The sequence below is a fragment of the Methylobacterium bullatum genome (genome assembly GCF_014845095.1).
In the GTDB taxonomy this organism is placed as follows: domain Bacteria; phylum Pseudomonadota; class Alphaproteobacteria; order Rhizobiales; family Beijerinckiaceae; genus Methylobacterium; species Methylobacterium bullatum.
The window spans coordinates 78,456-104,235 of record NZ_NKUG01000051.1 but is presented as its reverse complement, the minus strand read 5'-3'; the positions used below and the strand labels follow the sequence as shown (position 1 = coordinate 104,235).

Annotated in this window: 24 protein-coding genes and 1 pseudogene; 13 read left to right on the top strand and 12 right to left on the bottom strand. The window is 65.3% G+C overall.

The features are described 5' to 3' along the window. Nucleotides 1–212: 212 nt before the first annotated feature. Nucleotides 213–325, top strand: a pseudogene (locus MBTS_RS23705) (IS630 family transposase); the annotation flags it as partial. 89 nt (nt 326–414) lie between these two features. Here MBTS_RS23705 and MBTS_RS07990 read toward each other — a convergent pair. Next, a complete protein-coding gene (locus MBTS_RS07990) occupies nt 415–1,446 on the bottom strand; it encodes an aspartate-semialdehyde dehydrogenase (protein WP_018044930.1) in 1,032 nt (343 codons plus the stop codon). Between the two features lie 470 nt (nt 1,447–1,916). Between MBTS_RS07990 and MBTS_RS07985 the strand changes: the two genes are divergently transcribed. Both MBTS_RS07985 and MBTS_RS07980 read left to right on the top strand, forming a co-directional pair. Beyond that, complete coding sequence (locus MBTS_RS07985; protein WP_192215369.1) at nt 1,917–2,810, top strand: hypothetical protein; 894 nt, start codon at nt 1,917–1,919, stop codon at nt 2,808–2,810. A 101-nt stretch (nt 2,811–2,911) separates the two neighbouring features. Then, a complete protein-coding gene (locus tag MBTS_RS07980; protein WP_018044928.1) occupies nt 2,912–3,316 on the top strand; it encodes a hypothetical protein in 405 nt (134 codons plus the stop codon). An 89-nt stretch (nt 3,317–3,405) separates the two neighbouring features. On the opposite strand, the gene leuB is transcribed toward MBTS_RS07980, so the two are convergent. The 4 genes from leuB to MBTS_RS07960 all read right to left on the bottom strand — a co-directional run bounded on the left by leuB (nt 3,406) and on the right by MBTS_RS07960 (nt 9,757). Then, a complete protein-coding gene (leuB, locus tag MBTS_RS07975) occupies nt 3,406–4,515 on the bottom strand; it encodes a 3-isopropylmalate dehydrogenase (protein ID WP_192215368.1) in 1,110 nt (369 codons plus the stop codon). Nucleotides 4,516–4,936: 421 nt separating this feature from the next. Continuing rightward, nucleotides 4,937–6,622 (bottom strand): methyl-accepting chemotaxis protein, encoded by a 1,686-nt coding sequence (locus tag MBTS_RS07970; RefSeq protein WP_238253988.1) that lies wholly within the window; start codon nt 6,620–6,622, stop codon nt 4,937–4,939. 293 nt (nt 6,623–6,915) lie between these two features. After that, nucleotides 6,916–8,400: a SulP family inorganic anion transporter gene (locus MBTS_RS07965; protein WP_192215367.1), complete on the bottom strand. Its 1,485-nt coding sequence runs from the start codon at nt 8,398–8,400 to the stop codon at nt 6,916–6,918. A gap of 397 nt (nt 8,401–8,797) precedes the next feature. Then, nucleotides 8,798–9,757, bottom strand: coding sequence for a polyprenyl synthetase family protein (locus MBTS_RS07960; protein WP_026176129.1), 960 nt, complete (start codon nt 9,755–9,757; stop codon nt 8,798–8,800). A 13-nt stretch (nt 9,758–9,770) separates the two neighbouring features. On the opposite strand from MBTS_RS07960, the gene mtgA reads away from it, so the two are divergent. Both mtgA and MBTS_RS07950 read left to right on the top strand, forming a co-directional pair. Further along, nucleotides 9,771–10,568: a monofunctional biosynthetic peptidoglycan transglycosylase gene (mtgA, locus tag MBTS_RS07955; protein ID WP_082477699.1), complete on the top strand. Its 798-nt coding sequence runs from the start codon at nt 9,771–9,773 to the stop codon at nt 10,566–10,568. A gap of 129 nt (nt 10,569–10,697) precedes the next feature. After that, on the top strand, nt 10,698–11,273 hold the full coding sequence (locus MBTS_RS07950; RefSeq protein WP_192215366.1) for a hypothetical protein: 576 nt from the start codon (nt 10,698–10,700) through the stop codon (nt 11,271–11,273). On the opposite strand, the gene MBTS_RS07945 is transcribed toward MBTS_RS07950, so the two are convergent. Both MBTS_RS07945 and MBTS_RS07940 read right to left on the bottom strand, forming a co-directional pair. Then, nucleotides 11,231–12,193 carry a cytochrome b family protein gene (locus MBTS_RS07945; protein WP_056147991.1) on the bottom strand — a complete coding sequence of 321 codons (963 nt, stop codon included), beginning with the start codon at nt 12,191–12,193 and terminating at the stop codon, nt 11,231–11,233. The genes MBTS_RS07950 and MBTS_RS07945 overlap by 43 nt on opposite strands. An 11-nt stretch (nt 12,194–12,204) precedes the next feature. After that, entirely contained in the window at nt 12,205–13,443 is a 1,239-nt protein-coding gene (locus MBTS_RS07940; protein WP_056147994.1) for an argininosuccinate synthase, read from the bottom strand. Nucleotides 13,444–13,647: 204 nt separating this feature from the next. Here MBTS_RS07940 and MBTS_RS07935 point away from each other — a divergent pair, with 204 nt between their 5' ends. Continuing rightward, nucleotides 13,648–14,274, top strand: a complete 627-nt coding sequence (locus MBTS_RS07935; RefSeq protein WP_018044920.1) for a 2-hydroxychromene-2-carboxylate isomerase — start codon at nt 13,648–13,650, stop codon at nt 14,272–14,274. Between the two features lie 133 nt (nt 14,275–14,407). On the opposite strand, the gene MBTS_RS07930 is transcribed toward MBTS_RS07935, so the two are convergent. Beyond that, nucleotides 14,408–15,886, bottom strand: a complete 1,479-nt coding sequence (locus tag MBTS_RS07930; protein WP_056147997.1) for a methyl-accepting chemotaxis protein — start codon at nt 15,884–15,886, stop codon at nt 14,408–14,410. A gap of 504 nt (nt 15,887–16,390) precedes the next feature. Between MBTS_RS07930 and MBTS_RS07925 the strand changes: the two genes are divergently transcribed. The 7 genes from MBTS_RS07925 to atpC all read left to right on the top strand — a co-directional run bounded on the left by MBTS_RS07925 (nt 16,391) and on the right by atpC (nt 22,821). Next, nucleotides 16,391–17,086: a DsbA family protein gene (locus MBTS_RS07925; protein ID WP_147831762.1), complete on the top strand. Its 696-nt coding sequence runs from the start codon at nt 16,391–16,393 to the stop codon at nt 17,084–17,086. Between the two features lie 286 nt (nt 17,087–17,372). Further along, nucleotides 17,373–17,942, top strand: coding sequence for a F0F1 ATP synthase subunit delta (locus MBTS_RS07920; protein WP_056148001.1), 570 nt, complete (start codon nt 17,373–17,375; stop codon nt 17,940–17,942). 74 nt (nt 17,943–18,016) lie between these two features. After that, nucleotides 18,017–19,546, top strand: a complete 1,530-nt coding sequence (gene atpA, locus MBTS_RS07915; RefSeq protein ID WP_056148003.1) for a F0F1 ATP synthase subunit alpha — start codon at nt 18,017–18,019, stop codon at nt 19,544–19,546. A 161-nt stretch (nt 19,547–19,707) separates the two neighbouring features. Further along, nucleotides 19,708–20,583 (top strand): F0F1 ATP synthase subunit gamma, encoded by an 876-nt coding sequence (locus MBTS_RS07910; protein WP_018044915.1) that lies wholly within the window; start codon nt 19,708–19,710, stop codon nt 20,581–20,583. A gap of 46 nt (nt 20,584–20,629) precedes the next feature. Further along, complete coding sequence (gene atpD / locus MBTS_RS07905) at nt 20,630–22,090, top strand: F0F1 ATP synthase subunit beta (protein ID WP_018044914.1); 1,461 nt, start codon at nt 20,630–20,632, stop codon at nt 22,088–22,090. Nucleotides 22,091–22,094: 4 nt separating this feature from the next. After that, complete coding sequence (locus MBTS_RS07900; RefSeq protein ID WP_192215365.1) at nt 22,095–22,343, top strand: hypothetical protein; 249 nt, start codon at nt 22,095–22,097, stop codon at nt 22,341–22,343. 76 nt (nt 22,344–22,419) lie between these two features. After that, on the top strand, nt 22,420–22,821 hold the full coding sequence (atpC, locus tag MBTS_RS07895; protein ID WP_056161877.1) for an ATP synthase F1 subunit epsilon: 402 nt from the start codon (nt 22,420–22,422) through the stop codon (nt 22,819–22,821). 14 nt (nt 22,822–22,835) lie between these two features. Here atpC and MBTS_RS07890 read toward each other — a convergent pair whose 3' ends face one another. From MBTS_RS07890 to MBTS_RS07875, 4 genes are read right to left on the bottom strand one after another with little or no spacing between them, the layout of a single operon-like run. Then, the gene (locus MBTS_RS07890) at nt 22,836–24,104 is read right to left on the bottom strand and encodes a CCA tRNA nucleotidyltransferase (protein ID WP_192215364.1); all 1,269 of its coding nucleotides are present in this window, start codon (nt 24,102–24,104) and stop codon (nt 22,836–22,838) included. After that, a complete protein-coding gene (locus MBTS_RS07885; protein ID WP_056148019.1) occupies nt 24,101–24,358 on the bottom strand; it encodes a DUF6111 family protein in 258 nt (85 codons plus the stop codon). The genes MBTS_RS07890 and MBTS_RS07885 overlap by 4 nt, the downstream gene beginning before the upstream one ends. Before the next feature lie 33 nt (nt 24,359–24,391). Further along, entirely contained in the window at nt 24,392–25,030 is a 639-nt protein-coding gene (locus MBTS_RS07880; RefSeq protein ID WP_192215363.1) for a CoA pyrophosphatase, read from the bottom strand. Next, nucleotides 25,027–25,617 (bottom strand): DUF1285 domain-containing protein, encoded by a 591-nt coding sequence (locus MBTS_RS07875; RefSeq protein ID WP_192215362.1) that lies wholly within the window; start codon nt 25,615–25,617, stop codon nt 25,027–25,029. The genes MBTS_RS07880 and MBTS_RS07875 overlap by 4 nt, the downstream gene beginning before the upstream one ends. Nucleotides 25,618–25,780: the final 163 nt, after the last annotated feature.

The window sequence follows — 25,780 nt, the reverse complement described above, 5'->3', positions numbered from 1 at the left end:
GCCACCACCGAACGCTACTAAGGGCGCCCCTCCGAATGGCGCCGCGCTGGATGTCGAGCGTTGGTTTGGCATGGCCAAACCACTCCTCCCCGATGATCTTTGGGATGACATCGCTCCGCTGGGCGATGATTCCCCTGTCAGCCTGATCCTCCCGGTCCAAGCCGGTTATCGTGGTGGCTTCAGCGAGCTACACCACGTCGAGGGACCCGACCGACGCGAAGAGCGATGTCACTCCGAGGGAGATGCGCGCCCGTTTACGGGACGAGCATGATCCCACGGTCGGAATCTCGACACGCTGTGGAGTTTCCTCGCCGCGCAGGGCCTATGCTAAAAAAACGCCGCCCCGTGAACGGGACGGCGTCGATGAAAATGGCCGGTCGATGGGTTCCGGTCCGAGGACCGGAAGTGGAGTGATCAGGCCGCAGCCCGCTCCTTAAGCAGCTTCCGGTTGATCAGCATCTCGGCGATCTGCACCGTGTTCAGGGCCGCGCCCTTACGCAGGTTGTCGGCGACGCACCAGAACGAGAGGCCGTTATCGACCGTGGAATCCGCACGGATGCGCGAGACATAGGTCGCATCCTCGCCGGCCGCCTCGTGCGGGGTCATGTAGCCGCCGGGCTCGCGCTTATCGACGACCAGGATGCCCGGTGCCGAACGGAGGAGGGCGGTGGCCTCCTCGGGCGAGATCGGGTGCTCGAACTCGACGTTCACCGCTTCGGCATGGCCGATGAACACCGGCACGCGCACGCAGGTCGCCGTCAGCTTGATCTTGGGATCCAGCATCTTCTTGGTCTCGGCGACCATCTTCCACTCTTCCTTGGTGGAGCCGTCGTCGAGGAACACGTCGATCTGCGGGATGACGTTGAAGGCGATGCGCTTGGGGAACTTCTCCATGGTCATCTGACCGGCGGTGAAGACCGAACGGGTCTGCTGGAACAGCTCGTCCATGGCTTCCTTGCCGGCGCCGGAGACCGACTGATAGGTCGCCACCACCACGCGGGTGATCTTGGCCACGTCGTGCAGGGGCTTCAGCGCGACGACGAGCTGCGCCGTGGAGCAGTTCGGGTTGGCGATGATGTTCATCTTCGAGAAGCCGGTGATCGCCTCCGGATTCACTTCCGGCACGATCAGCGGCACGTCGGGATGGTAGCGGAAGGCCGACGAGTTATCGATGACGACGCAACCGGTCTGGCCGATACGCGGCGACCATTCCTTCGACGTCTCGCCGCCGGCGGACATCAGGCAGATGTCGGTGTCGGAGAAATCGTAGGTGTCGAGCGCCTTCACCTTCAGGATCTTGTCACCGAAGGAGACTTCCTGCCCGGCGCTGCGGCGCGAGGCGATAGCCACGACCTCGTCGGCGGGGAATGCCCGCTCCGACAGAATGTCCAGCATCTCGCGTCCGACATTGCCCGTGGCACCGACGACGGCGACCTTGTAACCCATCTCTCCAACTCCGCTTCGTGATGCCCTGGCTCGCCGCCGTGGCCTGGCTCTTCGCCTCGGCTCCGCCGACAGGATTTCCGGGCACGTATCCGTGTACCGTTGCCAGTGGGGCTCGCAGAGGTTCCCGGTCTCGACCGGACCGACCGGCTGCGAAAACGCGCCGTACCGCAGACATGCCGGCACGCCCCGTCTCGTCCGGCCCGTCAAGGAAACCGGATATCCCGTAAGCGGCGGAGCAAGACGCTTCGTCTTCGTGGCTGTCAAGGGTTGCGCTGCACGCGAGACTTTCGCGCCGTCACAAACGGATCACGACGGCAGGCGCGCCGAGCCTTCGGCAAGGATTGATTCACCGCGAATTCCGAAACCTCGAACCGGACACCCGGCGGGAAACCCGATCTGCGCACCCTCGACGGCATGGTCGCCTCCCGAGCGGCGCGAGCCGCGAGAAATGCCGCCGGTTTCAGGGTTACATGCATCGCATCGCTGTTCAGGACGAGATCCAGGAATTGCCGGCTAGGCGCGCCCGCCGCCCGCTGGTGCGGTTCGCCGTGCCCTGTCTTACGGTCCTGATCTGCTTTGCCGCCGTCGGACGATTCGTCGGCGGTGAGCCGACGCCCCGCGATCCGAAAGCGGGCCTGGCCGGGGCGGTGGACGCGAACCCTCCGGCATATGGTGCGTCCACCGCCTCGAACGTGCGTCAGGCCCTTCCCATGGCCGCGTCGGCGCCGCGATACCGGCTCGATGACCCCGATGCCCTCGACCCGGCGAAGATCGAGCCCGCGCGCATCAACCCGGCGACGGGGCTCCGCGAGGACAGCCTCTCACAGGGCCGCTTCGACGCCAGCGAGGCGCCCTATCTCAGACTGACCATCGGCGAGGGCCCGAATCCTCCGGTCAGCCTGTTCGTCACCATCGCCCGGCGTGCCGCCGAGGGGCAGGGCCTCGCCGTGGTGCGAACCGGCGAGCGCGGTTCGATCGCGACTAAGTTCGGTCCGTTCGAGACCCTGGAAGCCACGTTGAGCGGTCCGGTGACGCGGGTCTGCACCGGCTTCTCCAATGCGGGGCAAAACGGGTCCGTGCCGGTCGCTCCGCGCATCGACGGTTGGCTCTGTGCGCCCTTGAGCCAGCCTCCCGAGCCGCGCGCCATCGTCTGCGCCCTGGACAAGATCGTTCTGAATGGCCAAGCTTTCCCGGACCTCGAAGCGGCGTATCGCGTGTTCGAGGCGAGGCGGGTGGACGGGTGCGCACCGCCGCTCGCTGCCGCACCCAATCGAGAGGCCGCCGGGGAAACCGGTTCGATCTCGAAGCACCGAATTCGACATAATGAGGCGAAACTGCGGCGTACCGAACAAGCGCGGCCTTAAGCCGGGAACAACGGCGCCGCTGGCACGTCTACTCACCATGAATGGCCGAGTTTCTTAAGGAAATCAGGTCTACCCTCACACAGGTTCAACGAAGGTCCGTCATGCGCACTGCCACGATTGCCCTGATGGGCGCGCTCACCCTCACCGCCGTCGCCGCGAACACCGCCGCCGAGGCGCAGGGTCGCTACGCCCCCGGTATCCGCGTCAGCCAGCCGCTGCCGATCCGCATCCGTCCGCGCAGCTGGCTCGATGCCGGAAACGTCGTCGAGGCGAATAACGGTTCGATCAGCAACCCGGCGACCAACCCGCACTTCATCACGGCGAGCTACCTGAACTCGCCGCCCTACGGCCGCAACGATCGCTTCGGCGGTGCGATCCTGCCCGATCCGATCACCAACGGCCCGTTCGTCGGCGCCCGGTCGAGCGCGATCCACAATATCGACTTCTCCGGCGTCGATGCGATCGACCCGACATCCTACGTCTCGCGCAACGGCAGCCCCTACTAAGGGCAGTTGTCGGACGATGGACCGAAAAAGGCGCCGACCAGGTTGGGTCGGCGCCTTTTTCATGTCCAGACGAGACCGCGGTTCGCGCTTCAGCGCACCCGCGACTTGAGAGCCGCCACGACTGCCTCTCCCATCCCAGCGGTCCCCAGCGGCGTGGCACCCTCTCCGGCGATGTCTTTGGTGCGGGCACCCGCCGCGAGGGCATCGGTGATTGCGCCGTCGAGAAGGTCCGCCGCCTCCCCGAGGCCGAACGAGTAGCGGAGCGCCATGGCGAGCGAGCCGATCATGGCCAGCGGGTTGGCAAGATCCTGGCCCGCAATATCGGGCGCCGAGCCATGGACCGGCTCGTAGAGCGCCTTGCGGCTTCCCTTCGAATCCACTGCTCCAAGCGAAGCGGAGGGTAGCATGCCGAGGGATCCCGTGAGCATGGCCGCCACGTCCGACAGCACGTCGCCGAACAGGTTGTCGGTGACGAGGACGTCGAACTGCTTGGGGCGGCGCACCAGCTGCATGGCGCAATTGTCGGCGAGGACGTGCTCCAGCTCGACATCGCTGTAATGCTCGGCATGGACCTTGGTGACGACCTCCTTCCACAGGACGCCGGACTTCATCACGTTGTGCTTCTCGGCCGAGGCCACGCGTCCCGAGCGCTTGCGCGCCAGATCGAAGGCCACATGGGCGATCCGCTCGATCTCGCCCGTGGTGTAGACCTGGGTATCCACGGCGCGCTTAGTGCCGTCGGGCAGGGTGGTGATCTCCTTCGGCTCGCCGAAATAGACGCCGCCCGTGAGCTCGCGCACGATCATGATGTCGAGGCCCTCCACCAGCTCGCGCTTGAGGGCCGAGGCGTCGGCGAGTGCGGGGTAGCAGATCGCCGGGCGCAGGTTGGCGAACAGGCCGAGATCCTTGCGCAGACGCAGGAGCCCCGCCTCGGGGCGGATGTCGTAGGCGACACCGGACCATTTCGGGCCGCCCACCGCCCCGAGCAGGATCGCATCGGCCGCGTCCGCCCGTGCCAGGGCCGCATCTGTGAGCGGAACGCCGTGGGCGTCGATGGACGACCCGCCGACGAGGTCGGTCTCGGTCTCGAAACTTGCGAGGCCGGTCTCCGCCAGCGCCCCGATCACGGTCGTCACCTGGGCCATGACTTCCCGGCCGATGCCGTCGCCAGGGAGGAGGAGGAGCTTGTAGGCGGTCATGGGAGCACTCGCGGCCAGGGGTGATGCGTCGGGCGGCTGTAGCGAGGGGCTCGGGCGCTTGGCAAGTGTTCGCGGTAGGGACCGGCAGTGCCCGCGAGGTCGTCCGCGGCCTGAGCACCTTGCTCGGTCTCACGCCCGACGAGGCAATCGCTTCAGGTCTTTTGGGGCTCCATCTCTCGAGGGGATGGAGCTGTGGGCTGCCGGGATCATCAGAATGGGCACGGCTCGCACGACACTGCGATTTGCTCGGTCGCGGCCAGAATCGGCTGTTCGCGCCAGACGACGGGCGACGGGATCGCGAGATCCAACCGAAGCCGGTGGGCCAGCCGGGACGACGATCACCGCCCCGGCACCTGCTTGCATCCTCGACCGGGTGGCCGGCCGAAAGACATCGATGCGGCCTCTCACCCGTGCGGGTGGATCAGGCTGCTCTCACGGTGGTGAGGAAGCGTGCCACTTCGGCGTTAAGATGCTCGGATTGGCGAGATAGTTCGGAGGCCGAGGACAGCACCTGGGTCGCCGCCGCACCCGTATCCTCGGCCGCGCCGGCCACACCGGCGATGTTGCGGGTCACCTCGCCGGTGCCCGTCGCCGCCTGGGAGACGTTGCGCACGATCTCCTGCGTCGCCGCTCCCTGTTCCTCCACAGCGGCGGCAATGGCGGTGGCCACGACATCGATCTCGCGGATACGGTTCGTGATGCCGGCGATCGCCGCTACCGCTTGACCTGTCGCCTCTTGAATCTGTGCGATCTGGCTGGAAATCTCCTCGGTGGCTCGCGCTGTCTGGCTCGCCAGTTCCTTGACCTCGGTGGCGACCACCGCGAAGCCGCGTCCCGCCTCGCCCGCACGGGCGGCCTCGATGGTCGCGTTGAGGGCCAGCAAGTTGGTCTGCCCGGCGATGTTGGCGATCAAACCGACGACCTGGCCGACATGGGTCGCCGCTTGTGACAGGGTATGAACGAAGGCGGCGGTCTGGTCCGCTTCGGCGACCGCTCTCTGGGCCAGCGTGGCCGACCCGGTGACTTGACGGCCGATCTCCTGGACGGAAACGCCCAGTTCTTCGGCGGCGGCTGCCACCGTTCCGACATTCGTCGCTGCTTCCTCCGCGGCGGCTGCCACGGTGGTGGACTGGCTCGCGGTCTCCGCGGCAGTGGCGGTCATGGTCTGGGCGGTGGTCTGAAGCTCCGTGGACGACGATGACAGCATGCCGATGATGCCGCCCACCGCGCCTTCGAAGGTATCGGCGAGTTCGACCATCGTCCGGCGGCGCTCGGTCGCCGCGGCCTCGTCCGCGACGCGTCGGATCTCGGCCTGCTCGGCCGCCTTCTGCGCGACCATGGCCTTGATGCCTTCCACGGCCTTGCCGATCATGCCGATCTCGTCGCGGCGGCGGGTTTCGGCGATTTCGGCGTCAACCTCTCCCCGGGCCATGCGCTGCAGCACATCGGTCAGTCTGCGGAGCGGTCGTGTGATGCCGAAGACGACGACGAAGAGCGCGGCGAGCACGCCCGTAGCCACGCCCGCGGTGGACAGGATCATGGTGAAACGGCGGGTCGTCGTGGTCTGAACGGTCAGATCGTTGGAGCCCTTCTGGATCATCGCGTCGATGTCCTCCACCAACTGCCGACACGCGGTGAACAGCTTCTGCTGCACCGGATCGACTTTCGTATGGGCCACAGCCAGCGCCGCCTCGCCCATGTCCTTGTCGGCGAGTCCGCGCATTTCCTCGATGCTCCGGATGAACTCACCGAGGAGCGCCGCTACTATGTCGGTCTGAGCTTTGAACGTTGGTGCCGTTTCCCGAATGTTTTCGATCAACTGTGCCGCATTGGCGGGAAGCCCCTCAAAGGTGGCGCTGACACGCTTTCTGTCGCCAAGGTTGGGCTCCGCGAGGATGCGAAATGCAATATAGCTCATCTGAAAAACGGTACGATTGAGCCGGGCGCCCGCAGTCGCTCCCTTTGCATTTTTGTCGAGATAGACAGTATAAGAATCGTCGATAGCCGTCATCTGTGATGTTGCGTACCAGATGCAACCTCCGATGATTGTCGCCATCAGTGAAATTACAAGCATAAGTTTATTAATTATTTTGAAATTCGCCATCATGGCCGATGCTCTTCCGATGTGCCCGACTTCGTACTTATCATCCGATAATTAAATTTCTGTTTTTTTAATATAGAGCGTGAAGCGGCGCGGCGTTACAGCGATTGTCCACCACAGGTGGGACATGGACGGAACATCGGGGAGTCGAACGGACCTGCCCCATACCGGACCGAGGCGTTCACGGCATGTCGGAGCTGAGGCTCCAGGCCGCGTTCCCGGGGCTGCGGCACCGGGGACGGCTCAGTGCGGTCCTGCAAATCAGTCGGTGGTTCTCCGGTTCGACCGGATCGTGACGCTCAATGTCCCGAGCCGGCGAGCGCGGCACCCGGCTTCTGATGCGTGCCGACCTGGTCCACGAGCATTGCCGTCGCTTCGTTCATTCCGGAGATCTCGACCGGAACGCCGTGATGGCGAAATTTCAGCACCACTCGGTCCAATGCGTTGATGCTGGTGATGTCCCAGAAATGCGATGCAGCGAGATCGATGATGACGGAATCCAGGTCGTCCTCGCGGAAATCGAAGGCGGAGTGAAACGCCTCGGCCGTGGCGAAAAAGATCTGCCCGCTCACCCGGTAGGTCCGCACCCGGCTCCCCTCGTCCCGCACTGAAGACACGCGGAAGAACCGGGTCACCTTATGGGCGAAGAACAGGCCGGAGAGGATGACGCCGAACAGGACGCCCTTGGCGAGGTCGTGGGTGGTGACGACGACGGCCACCGTGCCCAGCATGACAGCGCTCGAACTCTTCGGATGGGTCAGCAGCGTGCGGACGGAGTTCCACTGGAAGGTATTGATCGACACCATGATCATCACTGCCACCAGGGCCGCCATGGGAATTCGTGCCACGTAGGGACCGAGCACGACGATGAGGAACAACAGGAACGCGCCCGCCCACAGCGTCGAGAGGCGGCCCCGCCCGCCGGACGAGACGTTGATGACCGATTGCCCGATCATGGCGCAGCCGGCCATGCCGCCGAACAGGCCGGAGGTGACGTTGGCGAGGCCCTGGCCGGCGCATTCGCGATTCTTGTCGGAGGTCGTGTCGGTCATCTCGTCGAGGATGGCCGCCGTCATCATGCTCTCCAGCAGGCCGACCATTGCCAGGGTGAGCGCATAGGGCAGGATGATCCGCAGGGTTTCCAGGGTGAACGGGACCTGGGGCAGGGCGAAGACGGGCAATTCGCGCGGTAGGGCGCCCATATCGCCCACGGTCCGGATGTCGAACCCGAACCAGACCGAGATTCCGGTGAGGACGAGGATCGTGATCAGCGGGGAGGGGACCGCCTTCGTCAGGTAGGGCAGGCCGTAGATCATTGCGAGGCCGATGGCGGTCATCGCGTAGACGACCGGCCCTCGCCCGATGAGCTCCGGCATCTGCGCGAGGAAGATCAGGATCGCCAGGGCGTTGACGAAGCCGGTGACCACCGAGCGCGAGACGAAGCGCATCAGGTTGCCGAGGCGCATCAGGCTCGCCGCGATCTGCAGGAGGCCGGTGAGGATGGTCGCGGCGAACAGGTAGCCGAGCCCGTGTTCCTTCACGAGGGTCACCATGACCAGGGACATGGCGCCGGTGGCCGCCGAGATCATGGCCGGGCGTCCGCCGGCGAAAGCCGAGATCACCGCGATGCAGAACGATGCGTAGAGACCGACCTTGGGGTCCACGCCCGCGATGATCGAGAAGGCGATGGCCTCGGGGATCAGCGCGAGCGCGACCACCGTTCCGGCCAGGAGTTCACGCGTGACGTCGGGAGCCCACTCGCTCCGGAGGTGCTGACGGTTCATGGATAAAGCTTTCGAGCGTCCCCGTGCGCGAAGCGTCGGCAGGGACAGGCATCTGGAGGCCCGGGCGCTTCAGCGCTCATCGGGCATGGACGGAACACGATCTGCTCAGCCTCCGCCTACGGCGGAGTCAGGCCAAGAAAATCGATGAACCGCTTGAGATGCATGGACGCCTGATAGCATGGACCCGCCGCGATGCAACATCGCGGCGGGTCGGGGCACGGCTTACATTCGCGCCGCTGCCGGTCCCGCACGACGCCCAGGGTATCACGCCGTCATTCCGAGCGCGGCTACGCAGACCCCGAATGACGAGGGATGTCTTGGAGCCGGCCCAACCCCTCACAGCAAGGAGACACTGCGACCGGGAGTTTCGAGGCCCTCGGGCTTCGCGGGATTGTTTCTAGACCTTACGCGCCACCGTGAACCGCGCCGCTTCCCGCAGAGTCTGGGCCTTGTCGCCCCAGGCGGAGACAGCCTCCTCGCAGATGCCGACGAGGCGGTCGCATTCGGCGCGGGCTCCGTCGATGCCGAGCCGGTCGACGAGGGTCGCCTTGCCGGCATCCTTGTCCTTGCCGGTGGCCTTGCCCATGGCTTCCGGCGAGGCCTCGCGGTCGAGGATGTCGTCGGCGATCTGGAAGGCCTGGCCGAGGGCGAGCCCGTAGCGCCACAGGGCGGCGCGCTGGTCGGGTGTCGCTCCGCCCACGAGGGCTCCCGCATCCACCGAAAATGCGAGAATGGCGCCGGTCTTCATCGCCTGGAGTTGGAGCGTGTCCTCGACGTCCAGGGAGACGGCGCCGAAGCGTCCTTCCGCGCCCAGATCGAGGATCTGCCCACCGACCATGCCGCCGAGGCCCGAGGCCTTGGCGAGGCCCAGTACGAGGTCCGCGCGGATCGACGGGTCCGGCTGCCATGCGGAATCGGCCAGGATTTCGAAGGCGAGGGTCTGGAGGGCATCGCCGACGAGGATGGCGGTGGCTTCGTCATAGGCCTTATGGACGGTGGGCTTGCCGCGCCGCATGTCGTCGTCGTCCATGGCCGGCATGTCGTCGTGGACGAGGGAGTAGCAATGGACGAGCTCGATGGCCGAACCGGCGGCCAGCGCCCCGGCCTCGGAGCCGCCCAGCATCCGGGCGGTCTCCACCGCCAGGAACGGGCGCAGACGCTTGCCGCCGCCGAGAACGGCGTGGCGCATGGCCTCCATCAGGCGAACGGGCCGCGTGATCTCGCCCGCCTGCGTCTCGGGACCGAGGCGTTCGGCCAGAAACGCCTCGACGGCGTCGGCCACGCTCGAAAGCTTGTGGGAAAACGCCTGGGAAGCGTCCGCCTTGACCGAAGCGTGGGATGCTTTTGGTGAGGTCATCGTAAGAAGGGCCTTGGTCAAGAATGGGCGCGTCGTTGTGCGGGAGGTACGGATTCAGGAACGGCGCGACGGCGCGGCGGAAGACAGCGATTCGCGATCACGCCATGCGCGCGATCTCGATTCCATCCGCCAAGGACGAAGGAAACATTGGGTGAGGCGGTTCGTCGGCCTCGTCATGCTGCTCCCCGTCATGTTGCTGGCCCTGATTCTTGTTCTGGGGCTCGTCTATAGTGCGCTGACGCCGCCCTCAACCCTGATGCTGGCGCGATGGGTGAGCGGTAAGCCCGTCAGCCGGGAGGCCGTCCCCCTCGATGCGATCTCGCCGTTTCTCGTCCAGGCTGTCATCGCGTCCGAGGACCAGCGCTTTTGCCTTCACAACGGCGTCGACTGGGGCGCCCTCCGCGACGTGGTGGATGATGACGAGGGGCCGAGCCGCGGGGCTTCGACCATCTCCATGCAGGCCGTGAAGAACGTGTTTCTCTGGCCGGGCCGTTCCTTCATCCGGAAAGGCCTCGAAATTCCCCTCGCGGTCATGGCCGACGCCCTGTGGGGCAAGCGGCGGATGATGGAGGTCTATCTCAACATCGCCGAATGGGGGGAGGGCGTCTACGGCGCCGAAGCCGCTTCGCAGCGCTGGTTCGGAAAAGGCGCGCGGAACCTCAGTCGCAGCGAGGCGAGCCTCCTCGCCGCCGTTCTGCCGAATCCGATCCAGCGCAACCCGGCCCTGCCGTCGCGGGGCGTGCGCGCAGTCGCCGCCCGCATCCAGGCAAGAATGAACGGTGTCGGCGGATTGATGGGCTGCCTTCGCTGAATCCGAACACGTGGAGGCTCACCGCGACTCGTGCCATAGAGCCCTCCATTGCCCGGCAGGCGGCCGGGGCCGGCCCGTGATGGGGCGGATACGAGGCAAGACGAACACCACATCGGTAGCGGACGCGACATGGCCGACAGCACAACCTTCGACCTCACCCTCGAGCGGATCGCCCTGATCCGCCGGATGGTGGTGGCCTGGAACCCGGCCGGGCAGGGCGCGCCCATCGTGCATCCCGACGCACCCTATGGCAGCACCGACCGCGACGGGGACATCTTCAACGTCACCGGGGACGATGACGGAGCAGATGAGGAGCACCGGGCATTGGGCGAGGCGCTTGCGGTGTTCCTCCACAATGCCGTGCTGAAGCCGGGGCGCTACGCCTATCACAACACCCTGGCCAAGTTGTCTTCGGAGGATGTCGGCGACGTGTTCCGCGACGAGGCGACGGGCGAGACGCCCGAGCACGTCACCTTCGACGTCACGGCCGAACATCTGGCTCTGATTCCGAAGCTCAACCTGCTCTGGGACGAGGCCCGCGACGTCCCCGCCTTCCACACGGCAGAGCCCTATGGGGTGGGAACAGAACTTCCCTCCGTGCATCACGAGATGCAGCCGGTCTTGCAGATCTTCCTGCGGTACGGCGATCTCGCCCCCGGCCTTTACCGGCGACCAGATGGGGCAACCGTCTGGGCGGCCGTGTGACCGTCGTCCGAAAACCGTACGATCAAGGGCACGATCACAACGAAGAAGGCGAGCACATAGGCTGCGGCAATCCGCGAATGGACCAGGGTCGATTCGGCCGCAGCTCCCGCGCCCAGGATGCACAGCCCGATCCACGCCATCGCGAAGGTTGCGCAGGCGGCACCATAGAGTAAGCGCAGCCGTCCGTTGCGCGCCCGCGACGCGCCGACCCATGGCCAAGCCGCGGGAGCGGCGAGGATGCAGGCCATCAAGAGTAGGCCGCCGGTCTTATCCGGCACGGCGCGAAGGATCGCGTAGTAGGGCAGCGCGTACCACGGAGGAAGGATCGCGAAGGTGTCGCTCGAGGGCACACGTTCGGGAGGCGCAAGACCCGTGAGATTGCCCACTGCACCGCCCGCGAGCAATGCGGCGGCAGCGAAGACCGCAGCTTTCAGGGTTGCGCTTCGGGTCCATTGCCGCGACGCGAGATGGAGAACGAAAAAATCGGCGGCCACGGCCACGGCCAGGAGAAGCGGGGTCGGACCGATAGTTCCGCCGCCCCGCGAGGTCGAGGCGGTCGCCGCGTGCGCTTCCGTCAGAAGATTGGCGATCACCGAACCTACGACGGGCAGGGTCGCCAGCGAGGCGATGACCCAAAAGGCGATCTGCCCCCATGGAATGAAGGTATCGAGGAAAAGGGCCGCTTCGCTCGCGACCCAGACACCGCACAGAAGGAGCCAGGTCAGAGTTCGCAGGCGACCGGAGACGCCGTCGTAGATGGAGACGAAGGCGTGCAGCCAGAGGCACAGGAACGCCGTCGAACGGAGGTCTACGAAAGCGGACGACGCGACGCCGAGAGCGGCGTTCGCGACGATCGTCAGAACGAGGAAGGCGCCGATGATCCGAGCGAACCGTGCGGGCCGAACCGCTCCGTCCGTCAAGGTTGAGGTTCTCAAGCCTGTCGTTTCTTCCGCTGCGCCAGGGTGCGCAGGCGCAGGGCGTTGAGCTTGATGAAGCCCGCCGCGTCGCGGTGATCGTAGGCCACGGCGCCCTCCTCGAAAGTGACGAGGTCCTGATCGTAGAGAGAGTTCGGGCTGGTGCGGCCGATGACGTGGATGCCGCCCTTGTAGAGCTTCAGCCGGACCTCGCCGGTGACCATCTCCTGGCTCTTGTCGATGAGGGCCTGGAGCATCTCGCGCTCCGGTGAGAACCAGAAGCCGTTATAGATCAGCTCCGCATATTGCGGCATGATCTGATCCTTGAGGTGCGCCGCGCCCCGGTCCAGCGTGATCGATTCGATGGCGCGGTGGGCCGGCAGCAGGATCGTGCCGCCCGGCGTTTCGTACATGCCCCGGCTCTTCATGCCGACGAAGCGGTTCTCCACGAGATCGAGGCGGCCGATACCGTTGTCGTGGCCGAGCTGGTTGAGCTTGGCCAAAAGCGTGGCAGGTGACAGTGCCTCGCCGTCGATGGAAACCGCGTCGCCCTTCTCGAAGCCGATCGTGACGATGGTCGGGGTGTCGGGGGCCTCTTCCGGCGAGAGGGTCCGCGAGTAGACGTAATCCGGCACCTCATCGGCCGGATCTTCCAGGACCTTACCCTCGGAGGAGGCGTGGAGAAGGTTCGCGTCCACTGAGAACGGGCTCTCGCCGCGCTTGTCCTTGGAGATCGGGATCTGGTGCTGCTCGGCGAAAGCGATCAGCTGCTCACGGCTCTTGAGGTCCCATTCGCGCCACGGGGCGATGACGGTCACATCGGGCTTCAAGGCATAATAGCCGAGCTCGAACCGGACCTGATCGTTGCCCTTGCCGGTGGCGCCGTGACAGACCGCGTCGGCGCCGAGACGTTCGGCGATCTCGATCTGCTTCTTGGCGATGAGCGGGCGGGCGATGGAGGTGCCGAGGAGATAGACGCCCTCGTAGACCGCGTTGGCACGGAACATCGGGAAGACGTAGTCGCGCACGAACTCCTCGCGCAGGTCCTCGATGAAGATGTTTTCCGGCTTGATGCCGAGCAGTTCGGCCTTCTTTCGCGCGGGCTCGAGTTCCTCGCCCTGGCCCAGATCGGCCGTGAACGTAATGACCTCGCAGCCATAGGTGGTCTGCAGCCATTTCAGGATGATCGAGGTGTCGAGGCCACCGGAATAGGCGAGCACGACCTTGTTGACGGGCTTCGGATTCGCGTCTGACATGGGGCTCGCTTCGGTTCTCGTGACGTGGGGGCGACTTATCAGCCGAGAGCCGCGTCGTGCAACCGGCATGCCGCAGGAGACGTTGCAGAGGTATCGGCCCCGCTTTCCACGGCCGCGGCAGCGGACCCTGTTGCCGCCCTGGCCGCGACAGCCGAAACTGCGTAATCCGACCCCACTCTTGATCCCACGCCGGAGATTCGACGAATGCCGAGACGGCCGACCCTCGAATTCTGGTACGAGTTCTCCTCCACCTACTCCTACCTGGCGGCCATGCGGATCGATGCGATGGCGCAGGCCGCCGGCGTCGACCTGCGATGGCGGCCGTTTCTCCTGGGGCCCATCTTCGCCAGCCAGGGCTGGAATTCCTCTCCGTTCAATCTCTTCCCCGCCAAGGGACGGCATATGTGGCGGGACGTGGAGCGTGAGGCGGCGCGGCAAGGCCTGCCGCCGCTGAAACGGCCCGACCCGTTCCCGCAGAACAGCCTGAGCGCCACGCGCGCAGCCACCTACGGCATGGATCACGACTGGCTCGTTCCGTTTTCGAAAGCCGTCTACGAGACCCAGTTCGCCGTTGGGCACTCCATCGCCGAACCCCAGGCCGTGGCCGGAATCCTCAACCGGCTCGGTCTCGACGGCACCGTGATCCTCAAGGCCGCGGCTCTGGAGGGCAACAAGGGGCGTCTGCGCGTCAACGGAGAGGAGGCGCGCTCGCGCGGCATCTTCGGCGCCCCGACCTTTTTGACCGGCGACGGCGAATTGTTCTGGGGCAACGACCGGCTTGAGCAGGCTCTCGCCTGGGCGACCGGTGACCGGCCGGGGGCGATGCGATAGGCGCCACTGATTCCTGGCCGAGACGGCCAAGTTGAACCGAGGCCACGAGGTTACCCTACGATAAAGGTCGGTCGCGCGCTTTGGTCGGGCCGCGACCGTGTCTTTCCATCCGTGAAGCGAGGCCGGTGAGGCCTCAGGCAGCCTCTTGTGAGGCGGTTCTCACTTTCTGCGTGGCCTCGTCGACCTCTTCGGTGGAGCGGGCGATTTCGCTGAGGCTACCGGTGATGAGGGTGACGCCGTTCGAGGCGGTCTGCATGCTGGCCGACATCTCACGGGTGACGGCGCTCTGCTCCTCCACCGCGGCCGAGATCGCGCTCGCGACCTCGTTCAGAGTCATGATCGTGTCCTGGATCGAGGTGATGGCCCCCACCGCGTCCTGCGTCGCCTGCTGGGTCGACGCGATCTGAGCGGTGATCTGTTCGGTGGCCTTGGAAGTCTGGGCGGCCAGCGCCTTCACCTCGGTGGCGACCACGGCGAAGCCCCGCCCCGCCTCACCGGCCCGTGCCGCCTCGATCGTGGCATTGAGAGCGAGAAGGTTGGTCTGTGCCGCGATGCCCTGGATCAGGGCGACGACCTCGCCAATTCGGGTCGCCGCACCGGACAGGCCGGCGATGATGGTGCTGGTTTCCTGAGCCTGCCTCACCGCCTGACCGGAAATTTCGGACGCGTGAGTGACCTGCATGCTGATCTCGGACACCGACGCAGCAAGCTCTTCGGCGCCGGACGCCACGGTCTGAATGTCGGCGGAGACCTGCGTCGAAGCCAGCGCGGCCTGACCGGCCTGCAGCGACGCACCGGAGGCGGATCCCGCGATGGCGTTGAGGTCGGTGGCGATCGAGATCTGGATGTCGGCGCGGCGCTTGCGCTCCAGCACCTGCCGCGTCACGTCGATGCAGAATTTGACGACCTTCAGCGGGCGTCCTGCACGGTCGAGGATCGGGTTGTAGGTGCCCTGAATGAACACCTCGCGGCCGCCCTTGGCGATCCGCCGGTACTCGTCGGCCTGATACTCGCCGCGGCCGAGCTCGTCCCAGAAGCTCTTGTATTCGGCGCCGGCGCGCAGAGCGGGATCGACGAACAGGCTGTGATGCTTCCCCTGAATCTCGGACAGGTCGTAGCCCATCACGTCGAGGAAGTTCCGGTTGGCGGTGAGGATGGTGCCGTCGAGGGCGAACTCGATCACCGCCTGAGAGCGGTTGAGGGCCTTGATCTGACCCTCGTTGTTGATCGACTGCATCACCCGTTCGGTGATGTCGGACGAGAACTTGACGATCTTGGTGGTTTTGCCGTCGCGTCCGAGGATGGGATTGTAGGTGGCCTGCAGCCAGATCTCGCGCCCGCCCTTGCCGATGCGCTTGAACTCGCCGGATTGGAAGGTGCCGGCGGCCAAGGCGGTCCAGAAGGCACGGTAATCCTGGCTCTCCCGGAACGCCGGTTCGACGAACAGGCTGTGGTGCTTGCCCTGGATCTCGGACAGTTCGTAGCCGATTGCAGCAAGAAAATTCCCGTTGGCCGTCAGTACCTTGCCATCGGTATCGAATTCGATGACCGCCTGAGAGCGATCCAGTGCGTCGATCTTGGACCGGAGATCGCTGTTCGTGAAGAAGTTCATCACCCTATTTGACGCGTAAGGGTTGGGGGTGGATCGCCGCGCTCGACCCTGCAATCTTTGATACGCTCGCGTTTCTATCTGCCAAGTTAACGAGATCCTCACTGGATCGCAAAAATCAGAAATCGCCCATCACGATAACGTTATAAAAAGTGAACAAGATGTATTTGTATTTCAAATCAGGTGAGTGCACTCGCCATTGAGTTTAGTATTTCTCAAATAGAACTATATATTTCCGTATAAATCCATGTCAGTTCTGCCTTTAGAATTATACAATGTCGAATTTTTATCTGATTATTTTGATATTTGGTAAGACGAAGCGGAGGCCCTTTTAGGTGCCCGGTTCTGGGACATGGAACGATATCTCATTGACGGACGGACTGGCTGTGCCGGAACGATCCCCGTTGCGGGCACCGGCGGACTGGATACGGTCACGAACCGGGATTATGAGGCGCGACCTGCGGTGCCGAATGATTGGAAACCGCGCACATTCGAGGCTTGGTTCCCATGACCATCGACCGTCGAACTTTCCTAACCGGGGCCGTGAGCCTGGCCTCTCTCGTCGCCTCCTCCGGCGCGAGTGTGGCCCAGGGATACGGCCAGACCTTCAAGGTCGATAACGACGACGGCCGACCCATCGCGAACACGCGGCTCCCGGGCGAGATCGTCGGAGAAATCCCAGCGTTGAAGGGTGTCACATACGTGGGCGCCCGCGAGGCGGAAATCACGCTCTACGAGTTCTTCGACTACAATTGCCCGTATTGCCGGAAGGCGGCGGTCGACATGGTGTCGCTCGCCGCAAGCGATGCCGCTTTGCGGATCGGGCTCGTCAACAATCCGATTCTCTCGCCGCAATCGGCGCAGGCGGCGAAGGTCGCCTTGGCGATCCAGCGTAAGCTGGGCTCGGCCGCAGCCTGGACGCTCTACCAGAGGCTCCTCGCCAAGCCGGGCAAGATCGACGGCAGCGGCGCGCTTCAGGTTGCCGCCGCCCTGGGTGTTTCCGCTTCTGAGATCGAGACGATCGCCGACAGCGACGAGGTGCGACTCGCCCTGAGGGCGCAGATGCGGATGGCCGCCGACCTCGGCCTCATGGCGACTCCCTCCTACGTCCTCGGCAATACCGGCCTGCTCGGGCATCCGGGAGCGAAATCCCTCGCCCGGATGATCGGCGCCATGCGCCGTTGCGACCAGATCGCGTGTTGACGGTCCTTGTTGTAGGTCCCGACCGATGCCACCCGGTCCGCGCCTCACCTTCGCCATCGTTTGCGCGGATTGGGGATGATCGCATGACCGCGCGCCGCACAAGCTTATGCAGAGCCGTCTTCGTCTTGCGCCTCCCCAACACGCATGCTAGGCCCTCGCCGCGCCGGGAGGACGGGTTTCAGACCTGTATTTCGAGGCGGTTCCCATTCCTGACGGTTTAAGAGCCGACGCCGAGAACGGTGTCATGGGCCGGAACCTCGGGCCGGATTAAAAGAGAGAGTGGCGCGTGGCGCAGACCAGTTCCGAGGCGGGTTCCCCGGTTGCAGGCGTAGCAGGTCGCTATGCCTCCGCACTGTTCGAGCTGGCCCGCGACGAGCGCCAGATCGATGCGGTGGCCGCGAGCCTTCAGCAATTCGACGGCCTTTTGAACGAGAGCGCCGACCTGATGCGCCTCGTGCGCAGCCCGGTCTTCACCGGCGAGCAGCAGGAAGCCGCCATCGGCGCCATCCTCGACAAGGCCGGAATCACTGGGCTCGGCGCCAACTTCATCCGTCTCGCCGCCGCAAACCGGCGCCTGTTCGTGCTGCCGGACATGATCCGCTGCTTCAATCGGCTCGTGGCTGCTTCGAAGGGCATCGTGCGGGCCGAAGTCACGGTGGCCGAGCGCCCCTCCGACGCCGTCCTTGAAGAGATCAAGGCGTCCTTGCGCGATGTCGCCCGGTCCGAGATCGATCTCGACCTGCGGGTGGATCCGGCCCTGATCGGCGGTCTCATCGTCAAGATCGGCAGCAGGATGGTGGATGCGTCCCTGCGGACCAAGCTCAACGGTATTCGACTCGCGATGCGGGAAGCCTGAGGTCGGCGCCCCGGCGCACGACCGCTCCCGTTTTCTCCACAGCAACTTCGTTCCGAATTTAAAGAGGCCAGACGATGGACATCCGCGCTGCCGAGATCTCCGCGATCCTGAAAGAGCAGATCAAGAATTTCGGCCAGGACGCCGAAGTCACCGAGGTAGGCCAAGTGCTCTCCGTAGGTGACGGCATCGCCCGCGCCTACGGCCTCGACAGCGTCCAGGCCGGCGAGATGGTCGAGTTCGAGTCGGGCGTGCGCGGCATGGCTCTCAACCTCGAGCAGGACAACGTCGGCATCGTGATCTTCGGGTCCGATCGCGACATCAAGGAAGGTCAGACCGTCAAGCGCACCGGCGCCATCGTGGACGTTCCGGTCGGCAAGGCACTCCTCGGCCGCGTCGTCGACGCGCTGGGCAACCCCATCGACGGCAAGGGCCCCATCGCCACCACCGAGCGTCGCCGCGTCGACGTGAAGGCGCCCGGCATCATCCCGCGCAAGTCGGTGCATGAGCCGATGGCCACCGGCCTCAAGGCCATCGACGCCCTGATCCCCGTCGGCCGCGGCCAGCGCGAGCTCATCATCGGCGATCGCCAGACCGGCAAGACCGCCATCGCCCTCGATACGATCCTCAACCAGAAGCCGGCCCATGCGGGCACCGACGAGAACGCCAAGCTCTACTGCGTCTACGTCGCCATCGGCCAGAAGCGCTCCACCGTCGCGCAGTTCGTGAAGTCCCTCGAGGACAACGGCGCGCTGGAATACTCCATCGTCATCGCCGCCACCGCCTCCGACGCGGCACCGATGCAGTTCATCGCCCCCTTCGCCGGCTGCGCCATGGGTGAGTATTTCCGCGATAACGGCATGCACGCCGTGATCGTGTACGACGATCTCTCCAAGCAGGCCGTGGCCTACCGCCAGATGTCGCTGCTGCTGCGCCGCCCGCCGGGCCGCGAAGCCTATCCCGGCGACGTGTTCTACCTGCACTCGCGCCTGCTCGAGCGCGCCGCCAAGATGGGTGACGCCGCCGGCAACGGCTCGCTGACCGCGCTTCCGGTTATCGAGACCCAGGCCAACGACGTCTCGGCCTACATCCCCACCAACGTGATCTCGATCACCGACGGCCAGATCTTCCTCGAGACCGACCTGTTCTACCAGGGCATCCGTCCGGCGGTGAACGTCGGCCTCTCGGTGTCCCGGGTGGGCTCGTCGGCACAGACGAAGGCGATGAAGAAGGTCGCCGGCAAGATCAAGGGCGAGCTCGCCCAGTACCGCGAGATGGCTGCCTTCGCGCAGTTCGGCTCGGATCTCGACGCCTCGACCCAGAAGCTCCTGAACCGCGGCTCGCGCCTCACAGAGCTCCTGAAGCAGCCGCAATTCTCGCCGCTGAAGATGGAAGAGCAGGTCGCGGTGATCTATGCCGGCGTGAACGGCTATCTCGACGCTCTGCCCGTGTCGAAGGTCCGTCCCTTCGAGGACGCGCTGCTCTCGACCCTGCGCACCAAGCACGCCGATCTGCTCACCAAGATCCGTGACTCGAAGGATCTGTCCGACGACAGCGCGAAGACGCTGAAGGGCGTCGTCGAGAGCGTCGCCAAGTCGCTGGCCTAAAGCCAGTCGATGATCCCCTCCCTTGGCGGGGAGGGGACTGGGGTGGAGGTGTGCCGGACCGGCCGAGACCTCTTCGACACCACCCCCAACTCCGGCTCTTCCTCACTCGAGGGGAAGAGAGATGGCGTCGAACCGCACCGAACGGATCTGGAAGTCACCCCATGGCGAGTTTGAAGGATCTGCGTAACCGCATCGCTTCGGTGAAGGGCACGCAGAAGATTACCAAGGCGATGCAGATGGTCGCCGCCGCAAAGCTGCGGCGGGCGCAGAATGCCGCCGAGAACGCACGCCCCTATGCCGAGAAGATGTCCCAGGTGCTCGGCAACCTCGCCGCGAACCTCGTCGGTGGTGTCCAGGGTCCGAAGCTTCTGTCCGGCACGGGAGCCGACAAGGTTCACCTGCTGGTCGTCTGCACGGCTGACCGCGGCCTCTGCGGCGGCTTCAACTCGTCGATCGTGCGTTTGGCCCGCGAGCACATCCGCACGCTGACGGCCGAGGGCAAGACGGTGAAGATCGTCACGGTCGGCAAGAAGGGCTACGACCTCCTGCGTCGCCAGTACCGCGACCAGATCATCGAGAGCCGTGACCTGCGCGGCAACAAGCCGGTGGATTACGAGTTCGCCGCCGAGATCGCGCAGAGCATCATCTCGCGTTTCGACGACGGCGAGTTCGACGTAGCGACGCTGTTCTATTCGCGCTTCCGCTCCGTCATCGCCCAGGTGCCGACCGCCCAGAAGCTCATCCCGGCCGAGCTGCCCGCAGCCGGCGGTACCGCTCCGGATGCCGCTCTGGAGTTCGAGCCGAGCGAGGAAGCGATCCTCGACACGCTCCTGCCGCGCAACCTCACCGTCCAGGTGTTCCGCGCTCTCTTGGAGAACGCGGCCTCCGAGCAGGGCGCACGCACGGGTGCCATGGATTCCGCCACGCGCAACGCGGGCGAGATGATCAAGAAGCAGACGCAGATCTACAACCGTACGCGTCAGGCCATGATCACCAAGGAACTCATCGAAATCATCTCGGGTGCCGAAGCGCTCTAAGCGCTCCCCGTCGCCCTGACCGCAACATATTCGAAGGACCCGTAACATGGCGAACACCGCTCTCCCCGGCGCCGGCTCCAACAAGGTCGGCAAGATCACCCAGGTCATCGGCCCCGTGGTCGACGTTCACTTCGACGGCCACCTGCCGGAGATCCTCAACGCCCTCGAGACCAAGAACAACGGCAACCGCCTCGTTCTCGAAGTGGCCATGCAGCTCGGTGAGAGCACCGTGCGCTGCGTTGCCATGGACACGTCGGAAGGCCTCGTTCGTGGCCAGGAAGTCACCGACACCGGCGAAGCCATCAAGGTACCGGTCGGCTTCAACACCCTCGGCCGCATCATGAACGTCATCGGCGAGCCGATCGACGAGGCCGGCCCGATCCAGTCGGACACCCTGCGCGCCATCCACCAGCCCGCGCCGTCCTACGCAGAGCAGTCCACCGAGTCGCAGATTCTCGTCACCGGCATCAAGGTGGTCGATCTCCTCGCCCCTTACGCCAAGGGCGGCAAGATCGGCCTGTTCGGCGGCGCCGGCGTCGGCAAGACCGTGCTGATCATGGAGCTCATCAACAACATCGCCAAGGTGCACTCGGGCTACTCGGTGTTCGCCGGCGTCGGTGAGCGCACCCGCGAGGGTAACGATCTCTACCACGAGATGATCGAGTCCAAGGTCAACATGGACCCGAAGGAGAACAACGGCTCGGCCGAAGGCTCCAAGTGTGCGCTCGTCTACGGCCAGATGAACGAGTCCCCCGGCGCCCGCTCGCGTGTCGCGCTGACCGGCCTCACCATCGCCGAGGATTTCCGCGACCAGGGCCAGGACGTGCTGTTCTTCGTGGACAACATCTTCCGCTTCACCCAGGCCGGCTCGGAAGTGTCGGCTCTCCTCGGCCGCATCCCCTCCGCCGTGGGTTACCAGCCGACGCTGGCCACCGACATGGGCGCCCTGCAGGAGCGCATCACCACCACCACCAAGGGCTCGATCACCTCCGTGCAGGCCATCTACGTGCCGGCCGACGATCTGACCGATCCGGCGCCCGCCGCTTCGTTCGCCCACTTGGACGCCACCACCGTGCTCTCGCGGTCCATCGCCGAGAAGGGCATCTACCCGGCGGTGGATCCGCTGGACTCGACCTCGCGCATGCTCAACCCCGCCGTTCTCGGTGAGGAGCATTACGACGTCGCCCGCCGCGTCCAGCAGACCCTGCAGCGCTACAAGGCCCTGCAGGACATCATCGCGATCCTGGGCATGGATGAGCTCTCGGAAGAGGACAAGCTCACCGTCGCCCGCGCCCGCAAGATCGAGCGCTTCTTCTCGCAGCCCTTCTCGGTGGCCGAGATCTTCACCGGCTCGCCCGGCATCCAGGTCCCCCTGGCCGACACGATCAAGGGCTTCAAGGGCCTGGTGAACGGCGATTACGACGACCTGCCGGAGGCGGCGTTCTACATGGTCGGCACGATCGAGGACGCCAAGGAAAAGGCGAAGAAGATCGCCGCCGCGGCCTGAGCGCATGAACGCCAAGATTGGCCTTCTCCTCGTCGGACTCGTGGTCGGCGCCCTGGCCGGGTATCTTACCCGGCCTCAGGCTGCCGAGATCAAGATCGGCGACTTCAGCCTCGAGGTTCAGGGCGACAGGCCGGCAGGTACCAACGGCGGCTCATTGACCACCGGCCAGATGCAGCACATCGGCATCTTCGCCGTGATCGGTGCGGCCCTCGGCCTCGGGGTTGGCTTCGTCGCCGGTCGGGCACGCGCCTGAAACACATTATGGCGCAGGGCTCAGGCCGCTGCGCCATCGGTTCTAAATGACAACCCGAATCGGGACTCGCGACGTCATGGCCACTTTCCAGTTCGATTTCGTCGGCCCCGAGCGGACGGTCTATTCCGGTCAGATCGAGGCCGTGCAGCTTCCCGGCGTCGAGGGCGAGATGACCGTGCTGCCGGGTCATGCTCCGGTTCTCACCGCACTCAAGGTCGGCGTCATCGTCATCAACGAGGCGGGGCATGCCGGCAAGCGCGTGCTGGTGCGCGGTGGCTTCGCCGATATCGGTCCGACGATGGTCACCGTGATCGCCGAGCGAGCCAACCCGTTCGAGGAAATCACGCCCGATTCCCTCGACAAGGATATCGCCGCCCTCGAATTGCAGCGCGATGCCACCGAAGATTTCGCCAAGAAGGACGAGATCAGCGGTCAGATCGTCCAGCTTCAGGATGCCAAGGTCGCTCTCAACTTCTGATTTCTTCGCCGCGCTCAGGCTTTCGAGCGGGCGGTGGCGACGGCATGATCGAGGAGGAGGGTGCGCTCCTCCTTCCCGGAGGGACATCCCCGTTTGAGCCAGAAAGCATGGCTGGCTGCGAGTCCCTTCCCGATCGAACGGCCCGGTGGGACGCCCGCCGCGATGAGGTCGCCCCCGCTCAGGGGAAAGACGGGTACGGGTCGGGTGCCGTCGAGGAACCGCTCGAAGGCCAAGCGAGCCTCCACGCTCATCTCACTCATTCGCTGGTCGCCCATCACGGCGACGACGAGGGCCAAGCCGCCCAGATCCTGTGTTGCGACGAGGCGCCGTACATCTGCCGCCGCAATGACGGGCAGACGCTCTATCGCCTCCCTCGCCGCCGCATACGCCTGAAGACAGGCGTGCTCCTCGTTCGATAGGCGCAGCGATTGTCTCAGTCGCTCGGCATCGGTGCCGGAATCGACGGCCAGGGCGGCGAGCCGTGCGACAGCGCTCTGCGGCAAGCCATGATTCGCACTCATCGAAACGGCCCGTTCCAGGCGGTCGAGATGACCTTCGGCGCCGACAATACGTGCTAGCAGCCCGGCTCCCCTCATTTCTGCGACGGCTTGGACGGCGCCCGGCGCTTCCAGGAGCTTCAGGAGTTCCGAACGAACCCGTTCGCGCGACAGGCCGTCGAGGGCCTCCGCCGCGTCGGCCGCTGCCCGTAACCCCTCCTCGTCGGGTGCTCCGATGCCGTAGCGGGCATGGAAGCGGAAGAAGCGCAGGATGCGCAGAGCGTCTTCGCGGATTCGGGTCGCCGCATCCCCGATGAAGCGGACGCGGCCCGCGTGAAGATCCGCTTCGCCTCCCGTCGTGTCGTGCAAGGCGCCGTCCCCGCTCAGGGATAGGGCGTTGATCGTGAAGTCGCGGCGCTCGGCATCGCGGGCGAAATCGCGCCCGAATCTCACCACCGCATGCCGCCCGTCGGTCTCGACATCCTCCCGGAGGGTCGTCACTTCGAACGCCCGGGCGTCGAACAGGATCGTCACCGTTCCATGCTCGATCCCGGTGGGGATCGCCTTCAAGGAGGCGGCCGTTGCCCGCCGCATCACATCCTCGGGCAGCAGAGTGGTGGCGAGATCGATGTCGGACCCGACCCGCCCGAGCAGGGCATCGCGGACGACCCCTCCGACGATCCGGGTTTCCTCTCCTGGCGCCTTCAGCACGGAAAGCACGTGCGAGATGGCCTGATCCGCAAGAAGGGCGTTCAGCCCGTCCCGCTTGAGATCACGGATCGTCACTGGAAATGGCCCGGAACGACCTGGCCGTTCTCGATGCTCGGCGGGACATAGCCGCCGCGATGCTTCTCGCCGGTCAACCCCACGACGACGAGAGACAGGATCACCAGAACGAGCCCTCCCATGGTCAGGCGGAACACCGACCCTTCCCAATGGGCGCCATGACGCGGGTTGCGGCCCCTGATCGCGAGATAGAGGCCGAACAGCACGAAGGGCAGCAGGAAGATGAGGGCTTCTTCGAAAAGGCGACGGATCATGTGGCTTTCACGGGGTGGTGGAAGCCCGTCATGTCACGGAAACAGGCGTTCGTGGAGATTGTTCACGATCCCTGCCGTCACACCCCAGATCATGCGGTCCCCGAAAGGGATCGCGTAGTAGCGGCGCGGGCGATCCTGCCAGACCCCGACGCCGAGCCGGCGGCGAACCGGGTCCATCAGGCGGGCGAGCGGGACTTCGAAGACGTCCGCCACCTCGGCCGGATCGAGATCGAGCCGTGTCCCTCCCGCGCAGAGCCCCACCACCGGCACCACGAGGAAGCCCGTGGCCGACAGATAGGGGTCGAGATAGCCGAGGATCCGGATGTCGTCGGGGCGAAGGCCGATCTCCTCCCGGGCTTCGCGAAGGGCGGCATCGGCCGGGCTCCTGTCGGAGGGTTCGATCTTGCCGCCGGGAAAGGCGATCTGGCCGGAATGGTCCCGCAGGTGCGAGGCCCTGACGGTGAAGAGCACGGAGAGCTCCGCGTCCCTGACGATGACGGGGACCAGCACCGCCGCTGACCGGTGCGGTCTGCCCGGAGGGATCGCGATACCGATGGGATCGAGGTCGTGGTCTCCGCGTGGGTTCGAGATCGGGTCACCGGCCTTGGGCGGAGTTGGCAAGAGGCCCCGCCCGGCCCTGTCGAGCAGGTCGGACAGCGCGTCGAAGCTCATGCGCCTTCGCTGCGCGCGACGATGTGAAAGCTGCCGCCGCCGGCGATGCCGAACCACGAGACGCCATCGATCAGGCGTTCCTCTCCCAGCGCCAGGAGGTCGTAGGTCGTGGCGCGGGTGAGGAGCGCCCAGAGGTCGCGGCGGACATGGACATAGGGGCGCAAGCCTCCGTCGCCGCCTTCCTCGAAGCGAAGGGCATGGTTGGCGTCGACGGTGACGAGATCGTCGACATTGGTGCGGAACGCGATGCGCCGGGCCTCGCCTTCCCCCTCCGCCGCCATCTCCACGGCAGCGAAGGGCGCATCGTCCACGACGATGCCCACGCTCTCCACCGGCGTCACCAGGACGATGCGGCCATCGGGCTCCCGCCGCAGGATGGAGGAGAACAGCTTGACGAGGGCCGGGCGGCGGATCGGCGAGCCGTTGTGGAACCAGGTTCCGTCCGCGGCGATCCGCATGTCGATCTCGCCGCAATAGGGCGGATGCCAGCGCTCCACCGGCGGCAGCCCGCGTTGGGGTATCCCGTCGAGCGCCAGGCTCAGCCTGGCGAGAGCCGGGTCCGGTGTCTGCTGTTCCGCCTGAGTCATGGTCTCAGGAGATACCGCGTTTCCGAGATTTTGAAACTGCCCTCGATTTGGGAATCGATGCCGAAGCGAGTGTTGGCACTCAAAGTTTCGCTGCGTTGCATCCTGCTCCAGACCCAATGCGAGCATACGCGAATACGAACGAGTTCAATCAAACGCTTAGCGA